The organism is Mesorhizobium sp. P3_A8 (genome assembly GCF_056402995.1).
Map to the genome: position 1 here is coordinate 1 of NZ_JBFUGI010000011.1, position 14,506 is coordinate 14,506.

Here is a 14,506-nt window from a genome sequence, read left to right on the forward strand (position 1 = left end):
CAAACGACAGCGGACAAAAGCAAGGCTACCGCAAAATCCGTGGCGGGCGCCCTGATGTCAGAACCGCGCTGTTCATGCCAGCCCTGCGCGCCGCAGCTGGAAGGGGCGAATTCGCACCCTTCTACAAACGCCTCGTCACAAACGGAAAAAAGCCAATGGTGGCAATCGCTGCCGTCATGCGAAAGATCATCGTTACCCTAAATGCAAGACTAAGGGACGCCGCCATTTCTCAGAGTTGATGACGAAGCGCGGGGGGCTTGGCGCTAACGAGGGAGAGGCAAGCCCTGTCGCTGACCATCCCCTGGTCCGCGCACTCCTTGCACCTTCGACCCCACCCCACCCCCCACCGGCCGGTAAAGCACCAGCGCGATCACCACGAACTTCGTCATCAGCGTCGTCTTCGAGGCCAGGCTTTCGGAGGTGTTGAGCAGGATCAGCCAGCCCAGCATCGTCAGCCAGAGGCCGGAATGGCAGCGGCGCGCCACTTCATGCATGAACAGGGTGAAGCCGACAAACAACAGCAAGGTGAAGAAGGCGCCCTGGTAGAGGACCAGGCGGATGATCGGGTTCTCGATGCCCTGTTCGAGGCCGTTGATGCGGCGCAGGCTTTCGATGAGATCGATATCGGGCCCCACGATCAGGTCGCGCAGTTCGAAATGTTTGAAGAGCTCGAACATTTCGACGCGGGCATTGGCGCTGCCACTGTCCGACACGAAGCGTTCCAGCAGCGCGTCGAAGAAACCGTATGACGCCGCGAGCGCGATCACGACCGGCACCAGCGCGGCAAGGATGAGGCCGAGTGCCGCGCCAAGCAGGTTGACGCGCCCCGTGCGCAGGCTGCGCAGGCCCTGGATGAGCAGGTAGCAACCGCCGAGCACGATCGTCGTCACCATCGCTGAGCGGCCGCCAAACGCGACCAGCGCCGCGAATTGCAAGCCGATCAGGCCGAGCCGCACTGGCATGGACAGCGATCTCGAACCGGAGAGCAGCGCCAGCACATAGACCGAGGTGACCGTGGCATTGGACAGCGGGTGGCCCTGAAGTGCTGTCGAGCGCAAGTCGGCCATGAACACCTCGCCGTCGAGGCGATAGGGAAAGATCAGCGTCTTGGTGGCGAACTCGAACAAAGCGAGCAAGGCGTTCACGGTCATGATGGCGTGAACGACGGTCTGCATCCGGGCGAATGTCTTCCCGTCGTCCTCGCCCAGCATCATCACCAGCAGCGCCGGCGCCACGAAGGTGTCGATCATGCCGGCCATGCCGGGACGCTGCCTGGCGATGACGATGACCAGCAGCACGATCGAGATGACCGCCATCAGCGTGCTGGCCGGACGCCGGTCGGCGACGGCGACCGCATAGCCGATCGGATTGCCGAAGGTGCAGGCGCGCCAGGCAAACACCAGCACGAGCAGATAGGTCGAAGGATGGATCTTGGTCGCGGGATTACCGGTCAGGCCGTCGTAATTATAGCCCACCAGCCACAACATGCCGCCGGAGATGCCGAACAGCAACGCCACCGTTGCGACCAGGCCGAAGCTGGTCAGCCAGTCGACGGAACTGCCCGCGCGCCCAGTGGCCTGACCCGAACCGCCTTGACTGGAACCGGGCCAGCCGGCAGCCCCGGTGCCAGTCTCGGTGGTGGCCATGTCAGGCAGCCTCGTCGACCAGCAAGGCGCCGGTCGGCAACCGCCCCATGACGGAAATGGCCTGCGAGGCCGCCGTGACGTCGGCCATCGGCGTCGAGTTGAGCGTCGCAACCATCACGATCTCGTCGACCATGGCGACCAGAGGCGAGGCGTTGAGATTGTCGGCAAGCGCGCCACCGTCGATGACGACGAGGTCGAAGTTGCGGCCGGCCTGGGCCAGCATATGCTGGGTGAAATAGACGCCCTGCGCCTCGGAGAAGACGGCCGTCTGCCGGCCCCTGCCCAGAACCGCGACATTGCTGCCTGCCGTGTAATGGCTCAGCGCCTCGAAGGCATATTCGCCGCGCAGCACGTCGAGGAGGCCGGGCTGCGTCTCCTTCTTGCCGCTGCCGGCATTGGTGTCGATGAACAGGACACGGCTGCCCCTGGCAGCCGCGGCATTGGCGAGCAGGCGTGCCACCCGGCTCCGATGCGCGGCGTCCTCGGGCGGCGACGTCAGCAATATGGACGGCACCAGCGGCCAGTTCGGCGGACGCCGGCTGGAGGCGAACAGGCGCCTCAGCGCCAGGCCCGCGACCGCATCCGTCTTCTGCCCTGCAGCAGTGGCGGCGCCGAAAGGCCACCAGCGGCGACGGGACGATTTTGCCGGCAGCACGCCAAACACCGGCGCATCGATGGCCGATTGCATCTGCGCGCTGGAAAGCACGGTCGGCGAGGAATATTCGGCGATCAGCGCCAGCGCGGTGCCGAGCCCCAGCCCGCCGAAGAGGGCGCCGAAAAGCAGCAGCGGCAAAGGCGGCCAGCTCTTCTTCAAGGCGGGCATGGCGTTGGAGATGATGCGCGCATTGGTGCTGTCGACATTGATCTGCTCGCGCGTTTCCTGCGCCCGCTGCAGATAGGTGGCATAGACGGAGCGCACTGCCTCGAGATCGCGCTGCAGTTCGCGCAGCTTGACCGAAGCCTGGTCGGTGTCGAGCGACTTGCTCTTCATGCCGGCGACCTTGGCCTCCAGCGCCTGCTGGTTGGCCAGCGCCCGCTCATAGTCGGTTTCGGCGGCAGCGCCGATGCGGCCGAGTTCACGCGCGATCAGCGAGCGCGTGTCGCGCAGCTGCTGCTGGGCGGCGATCATCGAAGGGTGGCGCGGCCCCAGTTCGGTGCCGAGCTGCGAGACCTGGTCGACAAGCGTCGCCTCTTGCGCCCGCAGGCTCGAAATCACCGACGAGCGCATCGCTTCCGAGGTGGCGTCCGGCGCGCCGCCGGACCGGCGCAATTGGTCGACCTGCGCCTTCAGTGTCGCGGTGCGGCTCTGCGCGGCCGAGAGCTGCGTGTTGATCTCGGTCAGCTCCTGGTCGCTGACCAGATTGCCCGCCGCCATCACCATGTTGTTGGCGGACTTGTAGGCCTCGACGGCGTTCTCGGCCTTCTGCACGCGCTTGCGCTGCTCATCCAGCCGCGCGGTGATGGAATCGGAAGCGTCCGTGGCCATCTTGGCGCGCGCGCTCGCCTGATCGGCCAGATAGGCCTGCGCGATGGCATTGGCGAGCTTCGCCGCCTTGTCGGCGCTCTTGGCGGTAACGATCACGTCGAGGACCAGCACCTTGTCGGCCCGCTTAACCGCCAGCCGCCGGCGCAGCGCATCGAGCGTCTTGCCCGTCCTGTCGGTTTCGGCCGAGCCCGAGCCCAGCACGCCGCCGAGCAAACGGCTCAACAACCCGCCCTGCCCGTTGAATTCCGGATCGTCGGTCAGATTGGTGGCCTGGATGGCCTTGAGCAGCACGCCCGTCGACTGGACGACGCTGACCTGGCTTTCCACCATGGTGATGCCGCCATCGGGCGGAACGCGGCTCGGATTGACGTCGTTGGTGACCACCTGCAGGTCTTGCGGATCGATGAGGATTTCCGACACGGAGCTGTAAAGCGCCGGCGTGAGCAATCCATAGGCCAGCGTCACCAGGGTCAGCAGCGCGGCGGTGGCAAGGATCAGGAAACGGCGGCGCACCAATATGCGCTTCAGGTCACCCAGTTCGACGGTCGAGGATGAATAGGTCGCCATCGGCACCGGCTCCGGGGCATATTGCATCGCCTCCGGAGCTTGTTGTTGCGGTAACGAGAGCAGGGATGATTGCAACGGTCGCTCCGACAACACTCCATGTGCCCCAAAAGAATAAATTGCGGCCTCAGCCTAGCTATTCCTTGAACTGTTAAAACACTGTTAATTATGTTGAGAGCTCGTCTGATTTTCGGCAGGGCGTTTACGCATTTTTGGCACGGAGTTTGCGTAATATTAGGCACAGGCGCTGATACGGGCGCGAGCGAGCAGGAGACGAATGGAAATGGGGCAGCACTTAAGTCCAGCCCTGCCGTGCCGCCATTTCCCCTGCCCTGATATCGAACACCGGCCAGACACGAGACATCACAACGCCAGGGGTGCGACATGCAAGTGAGCCTGCGCCTAGACAGCGAGTGTGTCCGTGCTTTCCACCTGCTGTTGCTGCAGCGGCTGAGCGCTCTCGCGCAGATCGAGGTTTCCGTCGACGCCAAGCCGGCCGGCGGCGGCATCCCAGGCAGTGTCGCGGCGCTGTTCCAGCTTGAAACGGTCCTCCATGGCCTGCCGGCGGAGGGGCTGGCCAAACGCCTGCCGCGGTCGGCGCTCGCTCCCTATCGCACGCAGTCACCCGCCTCTCCCGATCTGGTGATCGACCTCTGCGGCGACGTGAGCCTGCAAGGAGTGCGGGTCTGGCGCGTGACCTATGACGGCGCCGCCGGCGAAGCGGCTCTGCTGGCGCTGATCCTCGACGGCCGCACGCCGATTGCCCGCATCGAGGAGAGCGGCACCACTGTTGCCGAAGGACGCCTGGGCACCGAATATGGCGGCATCGCGCTGGCCTCCTTCCAGGACATGCTGGCGCGCACGGCAAGCCTGATCCTCGCGGCAATGCCCCCCTCGGCAATGAATGGCGCTGCGCGAGCCGTGCCTGTGCTGCCCGAACCGGCGCAGGCCGGTACCCCGCCGACGATACCCTCGCCCGCCAAGCTTGGCGTCAGGGCAGGCAAGGCGCTGGCGCGGCGCATCGTCCAGAAGATCTACCACCTCTGCTACAACGCCCCGCACTGGAAGGTCGGCTGGCGCCAGACCAATGGCCGTGACCTCTACGACCTGCGCGCCCATCCGGCATCCGGCTGGCAGGTGCTGCCCGACGACGGCAGCCGCTTCTACGCCGATCCGTTTCCGATCCTGTATCAGGGAAAGGTCACCCTGTTCGTCGAGGATTATATCCACCGTCTGGGCCGGGCCATCATCTCCGCCGTGCCGTTCGGCCCGTCAGGGCCGATCGGACGTCCCGAGCCGGTGCTCGACCTGCCCTATCACCTCTCCTACCCCTTCGTCTTCGAGCGCGACGGCGAAGTCTGGATGGTGCCGGAAAGCTGCGCCAACCGCACGGTCGATCTCTACCGGGCGACAGCCTTCCCCGGCGGTTGGGTCAAGGAAGCGACGCTGCTGTCCGACATCGTCGCCAGCGACGCCACTTTGGTCGAGCATGGCGGGCGCTGGTGGCTGTTCGCCACCGTCCGCGACGGCGGCGGTGCCTTCTCCGATGCGCTGCATCTGTGGTCGGCGCCGGACTTTCGCGGCCCCTGGACGCCTCATGCCAAAAATCCCGTTTTGGTCGATATCGCCTCGGCGCGGCCGGCCGGCCGCATGGTTGAGCGCAATGGCCAGTTGCTGCGTCCGGTGCAGGATTGCCGCAGGAGTTATGGCGCCGCCCTGGGCATCGCACGCGTCGCTCACCTTGATTTGAACGGCATGGAGCAGGTCGTCGAGACCATATTAACTCCTGGCGCGCTATGGAATGGGCGCAAGCTGCACACGCTCAATGAAGCGGGCGGCCTGGAATTCATCGATGGCTCGGCGATCGCGCCGCGCTGGAAACAGAAGGGCGACCGTCGTTAACCTAAACATTCGTTACTACCAGCCACGCGCGCTGGTTGCTTGAGGTTGATATGGGTCCACGGGATATTTCCACCACAGATTGTGGAGACGGAAGATGACTAGCATGAAGGGCGGTGCCATGCCCCCCGCCGAGCCCGCCCCGGCTGAAGTCGACGTGGCGATCATTGGCGCCGGAATGGCCGGCACCACCCTGGCAACGGTGTTGGGAAACGCCGGGCGCAAGGTGGCGCTGATCGATCCGCACCGCGTCCATCATGACGAGTTCCGGGCCGAGAAGATCGGCGCGAACCAGATGCAACTGTTCGAGAAGCTCGGTCTCGACAAGATGGTCATGCCTCTCGTCACCCCGTTTTCCGACATCGATGTCTTCCGCCTCGGTCAATTCTTCGCGCGTGAAAAGAAGTGGGAATACGCATTTTCCTACGGCGCGCTGATCAATGGCCTGCGCGATGCCTTGCCGTCGCAGGTACCGCTAACGGTCGGCAAGGTAACCGAGGTCTCGACCGGACCGGACCGGCAGCGGCTTGTGCTGGCCGACGGCACCGTCATCGATGCCCGCCTGCTGGTGGTGGCCACCGGCTACAGCGAATTGGTGCGGCGCGCCATCGGCGTCGAGCGCATCGAACTGTCGAAGGCGCATTCGCTGTCGATGGGATTCGACCTCGCCATTGCGCCGCGTGATTGCGCCTATCAGGCCGTCACCTGCTACGGCAAGCGGGCCTCGGACCGCGTCGCCTATCTCACCGTCTTTCCCATCGGCGACAGGATGCGAGCGAACATGTTCGTCTATCGCACCGTCGCCGAACAGTGGACGCGGGATTTCCGCGCCGATCCGCAAAAAATGCTTTGCGAACTGATGCCCGAAATTGCGGCGCAGTGCGGCAACTTCGAAGTGGCGAGCCCCGTCGAGGTCAGGCAGGTCAATCTGACCACGACGCAAGGCCATCGTCGCGACGGGGTGGTCTTCATTGGCGATGCATTCGTGACGACATGCCCGACGCCGGGCGTCGGCATCGGGAGGGTCATGATCGATGTCGATCAGCTCCATTCGGTTCACATTCCGCGCTGGCTGGAAACGCCAGGCATGGCCGCTGACAAGATCGGCGCTTTCTACGACGACCCGGTCAAGGTGGCTTCCGATGAGGAAGGCATGCGTGTGAGCATCTATGCCAAGCGGATCACCACCGAAACCGGACTGGAATGGCGCGTACGGCGCCTGCGCAACAACACGGCACGGCAGCTGATGATCCTCGGCCGCAAGATGCGTCATCTGGGACCGCGGCGGCAGCCCGGCATGGCGTGAGGGTCTTCCCCCTCACCCCAGTTGCAAGCCGGCCTTCCTCGCCTCTTCGCGCAGGAACGGCAGGCCGACGCCAATGACATCGTCTGGGTTGTCCGCCACCGGCCGCCATACCGCCAGCCCGCCGGCAATGTCGACATCGACATGGTTCATGCTTTCGAGCGTAATAGCGCCGGTGTAGCCGATGGCGGCGATTGCCTTCATGCAGGCCGCCCAGTTGAGCATGCCGCGCCCCGGCACGCCGCGATTGGCTTCGGAAACATGGACATAGCCGAGATAGGGTGCCGCCGCCTTGAAGCCGGCCTCGAAACTCTCCTCCTCGATATGCATGTGATAGGTGTCGAGATGGATGAAGATGTTATCGGCGCCGACACGTTCGATGATCCGCGTCGCGTCGATGCCGCGGTTGATCAGGTGCGTCTCGTAGCGGTTGCAGGGCTCGATGCCGAGCTTCAACCCATGCGCCTTGGCGGCCTTGGCGGCCCGGACCAGGAAGCGGCACATGCCGTCGATTTCTTGTTCGGTTGGTGCACGGCCCGACGTCTTGCCGATCGTGCCATAAGTGACGCCACCAAGGGCTGCGCTGCCGACCGCTTCACAGACGCCGAAGGCCGGCTCGAGAAAGGCCAGCGCCTCGTCCGGCCGTGCCACAACGTCGAGTGAAGCAGGCAGGCCAAGCGACGGAATAAGCTCGACATTCCAGCGTTCGGCGAAAGCCCGTGTACGCTTGGTGTCGATTTCCTCCGGCCGCAGCAGCGGGATTTCGAGCAGGCCGATGCCGAGGCCCTTCAGCCGCTCCATCTGCGGCTCGATCAGGTCGAGGTCCCAGACCGGGGCGATGGCGAAAGTGTGCAGTCCAAAAGTGTTCATCTCAGCCTCTCTGTTCGTGCGCCGCCGCGGCGCTGGTGTCGCCGCCGCCGACGATGCGGCCGACGACTTCGTTCATGTTGGTTTTCGCGGTGACGAGATTGGCCTCGGCGCGGCCGTGGCGCAGCACGACGATGCGGTCGGTGACCGCCAGCACGTCGTTCAGCCGATGCGAGATCAGGATGACGGCGATGCCTTCCGATTTCAGCCGGCGGATCAGGTCGAGCACGCTCTGCACCTCGCGCACGGCAAGTGCCGCCGTCGGCTCGTCCATGATCACCAGCTTCGGGTTGAAGGTGAGTGCCCGGGCAATCGCCACCGTCTGCTGCTGGCCGCCCGAGAACGAGCCGACCGAGCGGTTGATCGACGGCAGATGCGCGCCCAGCCGCTCGATCATCTTGGCCGCCTGCCGGTCCATCTCGGCCTTGTCGACAAAGCCTGGAATGAGCCCAAAGAGCTTCTTCACCGGCTCGCGGCCGAGGAAGATGTTGGCGGCCACGTCCTGCTGCTTGGCCAGCGACAGGTCCTGGTAGATCATCTCGATGCCGAGCTGGCGGCGCTGGCCGGGATCAAGCGGCAGGATGTCCTTGCCGTCGAGCTGGATGGAACCGGAATCGGCGCGATAAATGCCGGTGATGGTCTTCATCAGCGTCGACTTGCCGGCGCCATTGTCGCCGACCAGGCCGATCACTTCGCCGGCCTCGACCGAGAGGTCGACGCCATGCAGCACGTCGACCGCGCCAAAGCTCTTGCGGATGCCTTGCAGGGTAAGGAGGGTCATACGCGTGACTCCTTGCGCACCTGGTACTGGTCGATGAACACCGCCAGGATCAGCACCGCGCCGATCGCCATCTGCTGGTAGTAGGATTGCACGGCCAGCAGCGTCAGCCCGTTCTGCAGCACGCCCATGATCAGCGCGCCGATCATGGTGCCGAGGATCGAGGCGCGGCCGCCGAACAGATTGGTGCCGCCGATGATCGCAGCCGTGATCGCGGTGAGTTCGTAATTGATGCCCGCGGTCGGGTCGCCGGCATTGACGCGGGCGGTGAACAGCAGGCCGGCAAGGCCGGCGAGCGCCCCGGACAGCGTGTAGATGATGCGGCGGTGATGCTCGACGCGGATGCCGGCGGCGCGCGCCGCGCCCTCGCTGTCGCCTAGCGCCAGCGTATGGCGGCCAAAGCGCGTATAGGCAAGCAGGCAGTGCGCGACGATGGCCGTCAGCACCAGAAGGATGACCGGCATCGGCACGCCGAACGGCCGGCCCTGACCGATATAGACGATCTCGGGCGGCAGGCCGTAGATTGCCCTGCCCTGCGAGATGACCAGAGCCAGCCCGCGCGCCAGGCCGAGCATACCGAGCGTGACGATGAAGGCCGGCACGAAGGCGCGGGTGACCAGCTGCCCGTTGATGTAGCCGGCAACGCCGCCGGCGATGATGCAGGCGAGAACCGCCAGCGGCGACCACCAGCCGAGATTGACCGCGACGAAGGCGCCGGCGACGCCCGACAGACCCATGACGGAGCCCAGCGACAGATCAAGCCCGCCCGAGCCGATGACGAAGGTGGCGGCGATCGCCAGCACGCCGATCGTCGACGTGGCCAAGAGGATGTTGAGGAAATTGCTGAGCGACAGGAAATACGGCGACAGCACCGCCATGACGGCGCTGAGCGCCACCAGCACCAGCAGCGATTCCAGCCTGATATGAAGCCGTTCAACGGCTGCACGCTGCAGCCCGGACCAGAATGACATTTGGGTGCACCTTTTATGAGGGCAGTAGGGCAGTAGGTGAACAGAAGAGAGCAGAGGCGCGAAAACCGCCTGGTTTCCCTACTGCCTTACTGCCCTACTGCCCTATTCCCTTCCTACTTCACGTATTCCAGCATCGGCTCCTTGCCGGCGTCGATGACCTCTTTGGTCAGCACCAGGGTCGGCACGGCGATGCTGTCCTCGACCTTCTCGCCGGCCAGCGCCTTCTTGACGTTTTCGACCGCCTGCTTGCCGACGAGATAGGGCAGCTGCGCGACAGAAGCGTTGAGGCGGCCGTCCTTGATCGACTTCACGGCATCGGAATTGCCGTCGACGCCGATGATGGTCACCTGCGGACCCTTGCCGGCGGCGTAGACGGATTCCACGGCACCCAGTGCCATGCCGTCATTGGCGCAGAAGATGGCGACGAGGTCGGGATGCGCCGTCAGCGTGTCGGTGGCGATCGAGGCCGCCTTGCCGCGGTCCCAGTCACCCGGCAACGAGGCGACGATTTCCAGACCGGGCGCCAGCTCCTTCAACTTGTCGGCAAAGCCCTTGGCGCGTTTCTCGCCGGTGATGTTGCCCGACAGGCCCTCGATCACCAGCACCGGACCCTTGGCGTCCTTGCCGAGCTTGGAAACGAGATACTCGGCCCCTTGCGCGCCGGCGGCGTTGTTGTCGGAACCGATATGGAAGGTGACCTTGATGCCTTCCTTGTCGAGCACCGCCTGGTCGAGATTGTTGTCGAGGTCGACGATCTTGACGCCGGACTCCTGCGCCACCTTCAGGCACGGCAGGAGGTTGGTGGAGTTGATCGCGGCGGTGATCATCGCCGCCGGCTTGCGCTCCAGCATGGTGTTGCACAGGTTCAGTTGCGGCTCCGCTGCCTGGTCGCTCTCGGCCGCCTGCTCGAAGATCTTCACGCCGGCTCCCTTGGCGCCGGCCTCGACGCCCTGGCTCATCGCGCCCCAGAACGGATTGGCCAGCGTCTTCATCAGCACGCCGTATTCGGCATCGTCGGCCTTCGCCGCCGTGGCGGCGCAAAGCGCCATGGTGACGCCAAAAGCCACAGTAAATCGATTTATCTTCGGGATGAACGAGGTCATTTGTTTCTCCTCCGGTTGATGTCCGATGCCGCGAGCCGAGGCCAGGCGCAGCTACTGTGTCGACAATGGGGGCTATTGTCGGTTTCCTCCCCCGGAATGCGGGCCGCTGCCTGGCGAGCCAACGGATTCCCGCATCAAAACCCGGCAAGGCTCGAGCCGCGCTCTCGGCGGCCCCTCCTCGCCTTCAATCCTGGCAAACAGCGCCTCCATGGCGTGGCCTGCGATCTGCCGCACCGGCTGCACCACGGCGGCGATGGCCGGCCATGTCACCTGCATCCATTCGGCATCGTCGAAGCCGACCAGCGAAATGTCGTTCGGACAATGCCAGCCGCGCCGGCGGAACTCCGACAGCGCCACCAGCGTGCCCTTGAGGAACAGCGAATAGACCGCCGTCGGGCGCTCGCCCTTTGCAAAATAATCGCGCAACTGCGCCCTGAGCGGCTCGACATCGGTTTCGGCCAACACGACATCGATGCGCACATCCGGCGCCAAATGGAGCGCGGTGGCGCGGAACCCATCGAGACGGGCGCGCACCGTCGCCGCCTGCTCGCCAAGGCCGACCACCAATATGTGGCGGTGGCCCTTGCCGATCAGTTGGCTCGCCACCTCGGCGCTGGCGGCGGCACTGTCGGCCGACACGGTGTCGAAGGCGTCGTCGGACAGCACGCGGTCGATCAGCACCCCGGTCATGCCATTGGCCTTCATGAAGGCTGCCGCCGGGCCGTGCTCGTTGCGCACCGGCGCCAGCACCACGCCGGCCACCCGCCAGTCATGCATGCGGGCCAGGATTTCGGTTTCGCGTTCTTCCGATTCGCGGCTCGACGCCGCCACCAGCGTATAGCCGCGCTGTTCGGCCAGGCTCTCGAGCTGGGTGACCATCTGGCCGAAGAATTCGCTTTCGAATTCCGGCATGATGGCGCCGATGATGCGGCGCTTGGCCCGCCGCATGTCGGAGGCCAGCGGATCGACGCGGTAACCGAGATGTTCGATGGCATCCAACACGCGCTGCGCATTCTCGGGCTTCACGGTGGTGACGCCGGCCATGACCTTGGAGACGGTGGCGGCCGACACGCCGGCACGGCTGGCTACGTCGTGGATCGACGGACGCCGCTGCTGGTCCTGCCTATACGCCATTGCTCCTCCTCCCGAGGCGCGGACAGAGGCATTTTCTATCCGCTGACAAATGAGTAAATCGATTTTTCGCAGTTGTAAATCGGTTCATCGGCGGTATTTTAGCTGCCGAGCCACATGTCGACCGAAACTCTACAGCGGTTTTGCGACAACTACATGTGCAAAGCAAAAACGCGCGGGTAGCATCGCGCCGGGAGGAATCGTCATGCCAAACAAGGATTTGCCGCTGGTCATCAGCGCACCGGAACCACGCTCGCTCGAGCTGATCTTCACGCCACCGCAGTTGGCGCGCTTCAAGGCAAAGTACCGCATTGTCGAGACCACGGACGACGGCCTCGCCAAACTGCCGGCTGATGTACTGGCTGAGGCCCGCTACATCCTCGGCCAGCCGCCGATCTCGCCGGAGACGCTGGACACGATGAAGGCGCTGCGCTGCGTCTTCAATGTCGAGACCAACCTGCTCAACAACATGCCCTACGAGACGCTGTTCGCGCGCGGCATCCATGTCGTCACCACCGGCCTGGTGTTTGCCGAGCCGGTGGCCGAGCTTGGCCTTGCCATGGCGCTCAACCTTGCCCGCGATATCGTCGATGCCGACCTCGCCTTCCGCAAAGGCGAGGAATTGTGGGGCGGCGACGGCAATCTGACGGCGCGGCTGCTTTCGGGCGCCGATGTCGGCATCGTCGGCTTCGGCGATCTCGGCCGCGCGCTGAACCGGCTGCTCACAGGCTTCCGTACCCGCACAAAAGTGTTCGATCCCTGGCTGCCGCCCTCGATCCTGATCGACAATGGCGTCGAGCCGGCCTCGCTCGATGAAGTATTGACGCAGAGCGACTTCATCTTCGTCGTCGCCTCGGTCACCTCTGAGAACCAGGGTTTTCTCGGCGCCGACGCTTTCGCCGGCATGCGCAGGGGCGCCGCCTTCATCCTGCTCAGCCGCGCCGGCGTCGTCGACTTCCCAGCGCTGATGGCGGCGGTCAAAAGCGGCCACATCGTCGCCGCCAGCGACGTCTTCCCGGAAGAGCCGCTGGCGAGCGAACATCCTGTCCGAGCCCTGCCCGGCTTCCTGCGCTCGGCCCACCGCGCCGGCGCATTGGACATCGCCTTCAAGCGCATGGGCGACATGGTGCTGGAGGACATGGACCTGATCGACCGCGGCCTGCCGCCGCTGCGCTCCAAGCGCGCCGAGCGCGAGACGGTGTCGAGGATGCGGTCGAAGCCGGTGGTCCGGAATTGAGGGCAGCCTAGGAGACGTTTCCGTACCCGCATTTGCGCCGTCCTGCCTGCCCGCTTGACAATGAGCCGGCACGCAACGACCCTCAACCCTTCGAACGGCAGGAGGACTCGATGCGAAAGACCTATGACAAGCCGACCCTCGTCAAGCGGCAGAAGCTGTCGGCGGTAACGGCTCAGGAAGTGATCTCGGGCCCGATCGGCCCATCCGGCTAGTTTTCCACCCTTGATCGCTGCAAATGCCTGTTCGCTCGGCCCAGCGCCGCGCGGCCAACCAGACGGACCGAGGCCCCGCCATCGGAACCTTTTCCGCAGCGTTTGCGTTTCTTATCCGGATCGTCTCCCATTCGATCCGTTGATCCTCCAATCAACACCCCGTCAGGCTCTGGCCGGCGGGGTTTTTTGCGTCTGCTTGCGGCAACCGAAACAGTTGGCCATCCCTCCTTCTGAAGCGAAATCCAGCCATTTCGCACCATTTTGTGGGGTTTTAGCATCAGCAAGCCCTAAAACAACGAATGGCTCGTGTCTGAGGGACCGAAACGTTTGACACCGCGTTTTCCCCGGCGTCATGCTGGCTAACGTTGGGGTAAGGGGAAATGAAATGAAGAAAAACTACGCAAAGCCGACACTTCTGAAGCGCCAGAAACTGTCCTCGGTGGCAGCTGCTATCTGTCCGATCTCGCAGTGCGCGGACTGAAATCATCGTGCGCCCGGGGCTTGGGGCGCTTTGTTGAGGCCTGAATAGCGGCCCGGGACAGGGCTCGCCTCGGGCATATCAGAACGGGGGATTACATGAAAAAGACCTACCAGAAGCCAGTTTTGGTGAAGCGTGACAGGCTGTCAGCCGTGACCGCCAACTGCACCCCTTCGAACCCTTGCCAAAGCTGATCTCACACAGGGGATAGGCCATGAAGAAAACCTACGCCAAGCCGACGCTTTTGAAGCGCCAGAGACTCTCGGCGGTCACCGCGGGCAATTGCACCTCGATTTGCATCTGAACCGCAGGGCTTGTCGAAGAGCTGAAGCTTGAGACATAGGCGAAGTCTTGCGACCTCGCGCCAGGAAGACCTGCATGATCGGCAAAGCCCGCTCCCCTGAGGAGGCGGCTTCCGGTTGTGATGGAACGATCATGGCGCCGTGAAGTTTTCCAAACAGCCGGGCGGTGGGACGCCCGGTGTACTCCAGAAGGCCCGTCACGATTCGCGTCGGTGGCGGGCCTTTTCGTTTGGCGCCCTCCCCTGTGATGAGCGGAACTTTCCAAACAAAGCGACGTTGGTCCCCGCAAACAATCACGAAAGGAACTCCCATGGGAAGCACCAGCGACAAGGCATCGGGTCTCGCCAATCAGGCCGTCGGCAAGGCCAAGGAAGGCGTCGGCAAGGCCGTCGGCAATGACCGCCTGCGCGCAGAAGGCGCGGCACAGGAAGCCAAGGGCAAGGTCCAGAAGGCTGTCGGCGACGCGAAGTCGGCCGTCAAGGACGCAACCAACAAGACAGCCGCTGCGATCAACAAGAACCTCTGAGGT

13 protein-coding genes and 1 pseudogene are annotated in these 14,506 nt (G+C 64.2%); 7 read left to right on the top strand and 7 right to left on the bottom strand.

From position 1 onward, the window contains the following. Positions 1–239: pseudogene (locus tag AC1DX4_RS24000) on the top strand (IS110 family transposase); the annotation flags it as partial. A gap of 24 nt (positions 240–263) precedes the next feature. On the opposite strand, the gene AC1DX4_RS24005 reads toward AC1DX4_RS24000, so the two are convergent. Both AC1DX4_RS24005 and AC1DX4_RS24010 read right to left on the bottom strand, forming a co-directional pair. After that, positions 264–1,646, bottom strand: coding sequence for a VpsF family polysaccharide biosynthesis protein (locus tag AC1DX4_RS24005; protein WP_477222662.1), 1,383 nt, complete (start codon positions 1,644–1,646; stop codon positions 264–266). A 1-nt stretch (position 1,647) separates the two neighbouring features. Beyond that, a complete protein-coding gene (locus tag AC1DX4_RS24010; protein ID WP_477222663.1) occupies positions 1,648–3,726 on the bottom strand; it encodes a GumC family protein in 2,079 nt (692 codons plus the stop codon). 354 nt (positions 3,727–4,080) lie between these two features. Between AC1DX4_RS24010 and AC1DX4_RS24015 the strand changes: the two genes are divergently transcribed. After that, the gene (locus tag AC1DX4_RS24015) at positions 4,081–5,598 is read left to right on the top strand and encodes a glucosamine inositolphosphorylceramide transferase family protein (protein ID WP_477222664.1); all 1,518 of its coding nucleotides are present in this window, start codon (positions 4,081–4,083) and stop codon (positions 5,596–5,598) included. Between the two features lie 94 nt (positions 5,599–5,692). Next, the gene (locus AC1DX4_RS24020; RefSeq protein WP_477222665.1) at positions 5,693–6,901 is read left to right on the top strand and encodes an FAD-dependent monooxygenase; all 1,209 of its coding nucleotides are present in this window, start codon (positions 5,693–5,695) and stop codon (positions 6,899–6,901) included. A gap of 12 nt (positions 6,902–6,913) precedes the next feature. On the opposite strand, the gene AC1DX4_RS24025 is transcribed toward AC1DX4_RS24020, so the two are convergent. The 5 genes from AC1DX4_RS24025 to AC1DX4_RS24045 all read right to left on the bottom strand — a co-directional run bounded on the left by AC1DX4_RS24025 (position 6,914) and on the right by AC1DX4_RS24045 (position 11,751). Next, positions 6,914–7,768 (bottom strand): sugar phosphate isomerase/epimerase family protein, encoded by an 855-nt coding sequence (locus tag AC1DX4_RS24025; RefSeq protein ID WP_477222666.1) that lies wholly within the window; start codon positions 7,766–7,768, stop codon positions 6,914–6,916. 1 nt (position 7,769) lies between these two features. Next, positions 7,770–8,546 carry an ATP-binding cassette domain-containing protein gene (locus AC1DX4_RS24030; protein WP_477222667.1) on the bottom strand — a complete coding sequence of 259 codons (777 nt, stop codon included), beginning with the start codon at positions 8,544–8,546 and terminating at the stop codon, positions 7,770–7,772. Continuing rightward, positions 8,543–9,514 carry an ABC transporter permease gene (locus AC1DX4_RS24035; protein WP_477222668.1) on the bottom strand — a complete coding sequence of 324 codons (972 nt, stop codon included), beginning with the start codon at positions 9,512–9,514 and terminating at the stop codon, positions 8,543–8,545. The genes AC1DX4_RS24030 and AC1DX4_RS24035 overlap by 4 nt, the downstream gene beginning before the upstream one ends. Before the next feature lie 113 nt (positions 9,515–9,627). Beyond that, a complete protein-coding gene (locus AC1DX4_RS24040) occupies positions 9,628–10,617 on the bottom strand; it encodes a sugar ABC transporter substrate-binding protein (protein ID WP_477222669.1) in 990 nt (329 codons plus the stop codon). A 72-nt stretch (positions 10,618–10,689) separates the two neighbouring features. Further along, positions 10,690–11,751 (bottom strand): LacI family DNA-binding transcriptional regulator, encoded by a 1,062-nt coding sequence (locus AC1DX4_RS24045; protein WP_477222670.1) that lies wholly within the window; start codon positions 11,749–11,751, stop codon positions 10,690–10,692. A 202-nt stretch (positions 11,752–11,953) separates the two neighbouring features. Here AC1DX4_RS24045 and AC1DX4_RS24050 point away from each other — a divergent pair, with 202 nt between their 5' ends. From AC1DX4_RS24050 to AC1DX4_RS24065, 4 genes are all read left to right on the top strand, one after another. Next, on the top strand, positions 11,954–12,985 hold the full coding sequence (locus tag AC1DX4_RS24050) for a hydroxyacid dehydrogenase (RefSeq protein WP_477222671.1): 1,032 nt from the start codon (positions 11,954–11,956) through the stop codon (positions 12,983–12,985). A gap of 110 nt (positions 12,986–13,095) precedes the next feature. Then, positions 13,096–13,197: a putative RiPP precursor gene (locus AC1DX4_RS24055; RefSeq protein ID WP_477222672.1), complete on the top strand. Its 102-nt coding sequence runs from the start codon at positions 13,096–13,098 to the stop codon at positions 13,195–13,197. A gap of 692 nt (positions 13,198–13,889) precedes the next feature. Then, the gene (locus AC1DX4_RS24060; RefSeq protein WP_477222673.1) at positions 13,890–13,979 is read left to right on the top strand and encodes a putative RiPP precursor; all 90 of its coding nucleotides are present in this window, start codon (positions 13,890–13,892) and stop codon (positions 13,977–13,979) included. Positions 13,980–14,287: 308 nt separating this feature from the next. Beyond that, complete coding sequence (locus AC1DX4_RS24065) at positions 14,288–14,503, top strand: CsbD family protein (protein ID WP_019859538.1); 216 nt, start codon at positions 14,288–14,290, stop codon at positions 14,501–14,503. The last annotated feature ends 3 nt before the right edge of the window (positions 14,504–14,506 follow it).

Bases quoted from the DNA above. Each gene is read 5' to 3' on its own strand.
- AC1DX4_RS24065 (WP_019859538.1), top strand. From the start codon at position 14,288: ATGGGAAGCACCAGCGACAAGGCATCGGGTCTCGCCAATCAGGCCGTC.
- AC1DX4_RS24005 (WP_477222662.1), bottom strand. From the start codon at position 1,646: ATGGCCACCACCGAGACTGGCACCGGGGCTGCCGGCTGGCCCGGTTCC.
- AC1DX4_RS24045 (WP_477222670.1), bottom strand. From the start codon at position 11,751: ATGGCGTATAGGCAGGACCAGCAGCGGCGTCCGTCGATCCACGACGTA.
- AC1DX4_RS24060 (WP_477222673.1), top strand. From the start codon at position 13,890: ATGAAGAAAACCTACGCCAAGCCGACGCTTTTGAAGCGCCAGAGACTC.
- AC1DX4_RS24035 (WP_477222668.1), bottom strand. From the start codon at position 9,514: ATGTCATTCTGGTCCGGGCTGCAGCGTGCAGCCGTTGAACGGCTTCAT.
- AC1DX4_RS24020 (WP_477222665.1), top strand. From the start codon at position 5,693: ATGACTAGCATGAAGGGCGGTGCCATGCCCCCCGCCGAGCCCGCCCCG.
- AC1DX4_RS24010 (WP_477222663.1), bottom strand. From the start codon at position 3,726: ATGCAATATGCCCCGGAGCCGGTGCCGATGGCGACCTATTCATCCTCG.
- AC1DX4_RS24050 (WP_477222671.1), top strand. From the start codon at position 11,954: ATGCCAAACAAGGATTTGCCGCTGGTCATCAGCGCACCGGAACCACGC.
- AC1DX4_RS24025 (WP_477222666.1), bottom strand. From the start codon at position 7,768: ATGAACACTTTTGGACTGCACACTTTCGCCATCGCCCCGGTCTGGGAC.
- AC1DX4_RS24040 (WP_477222669.1), bottom strand. From the start codon at position 10,617: ATGACCTCGTTCATCCCGAAGATAAATCGATTTACTGTGGCTTTTGGC.
- AC1DX4_RS24015 (WP_477222664.1), top strand. From the start codon at position 4,081: ATGCAAGTGAGCCTGCGCCTAGACAGCGAGTGTGTCCGTGCTTTCCAC.
- AC1DX4_RS24055 (WP_477222672.1), top strand. From the start codon at position 13,096: ATGCGAAAGACCTATGACAAGCCGACCCTCGTCAAGCGGCAGAAGCTG.
- AC1DX4_RS24030 (WP_477222667.1), bottom strand. From the start codon at position 8,546: ATGACCCTCCTTACCCTGCAAGGCATCCGCAAGAGCTTTGGCGCGGTC.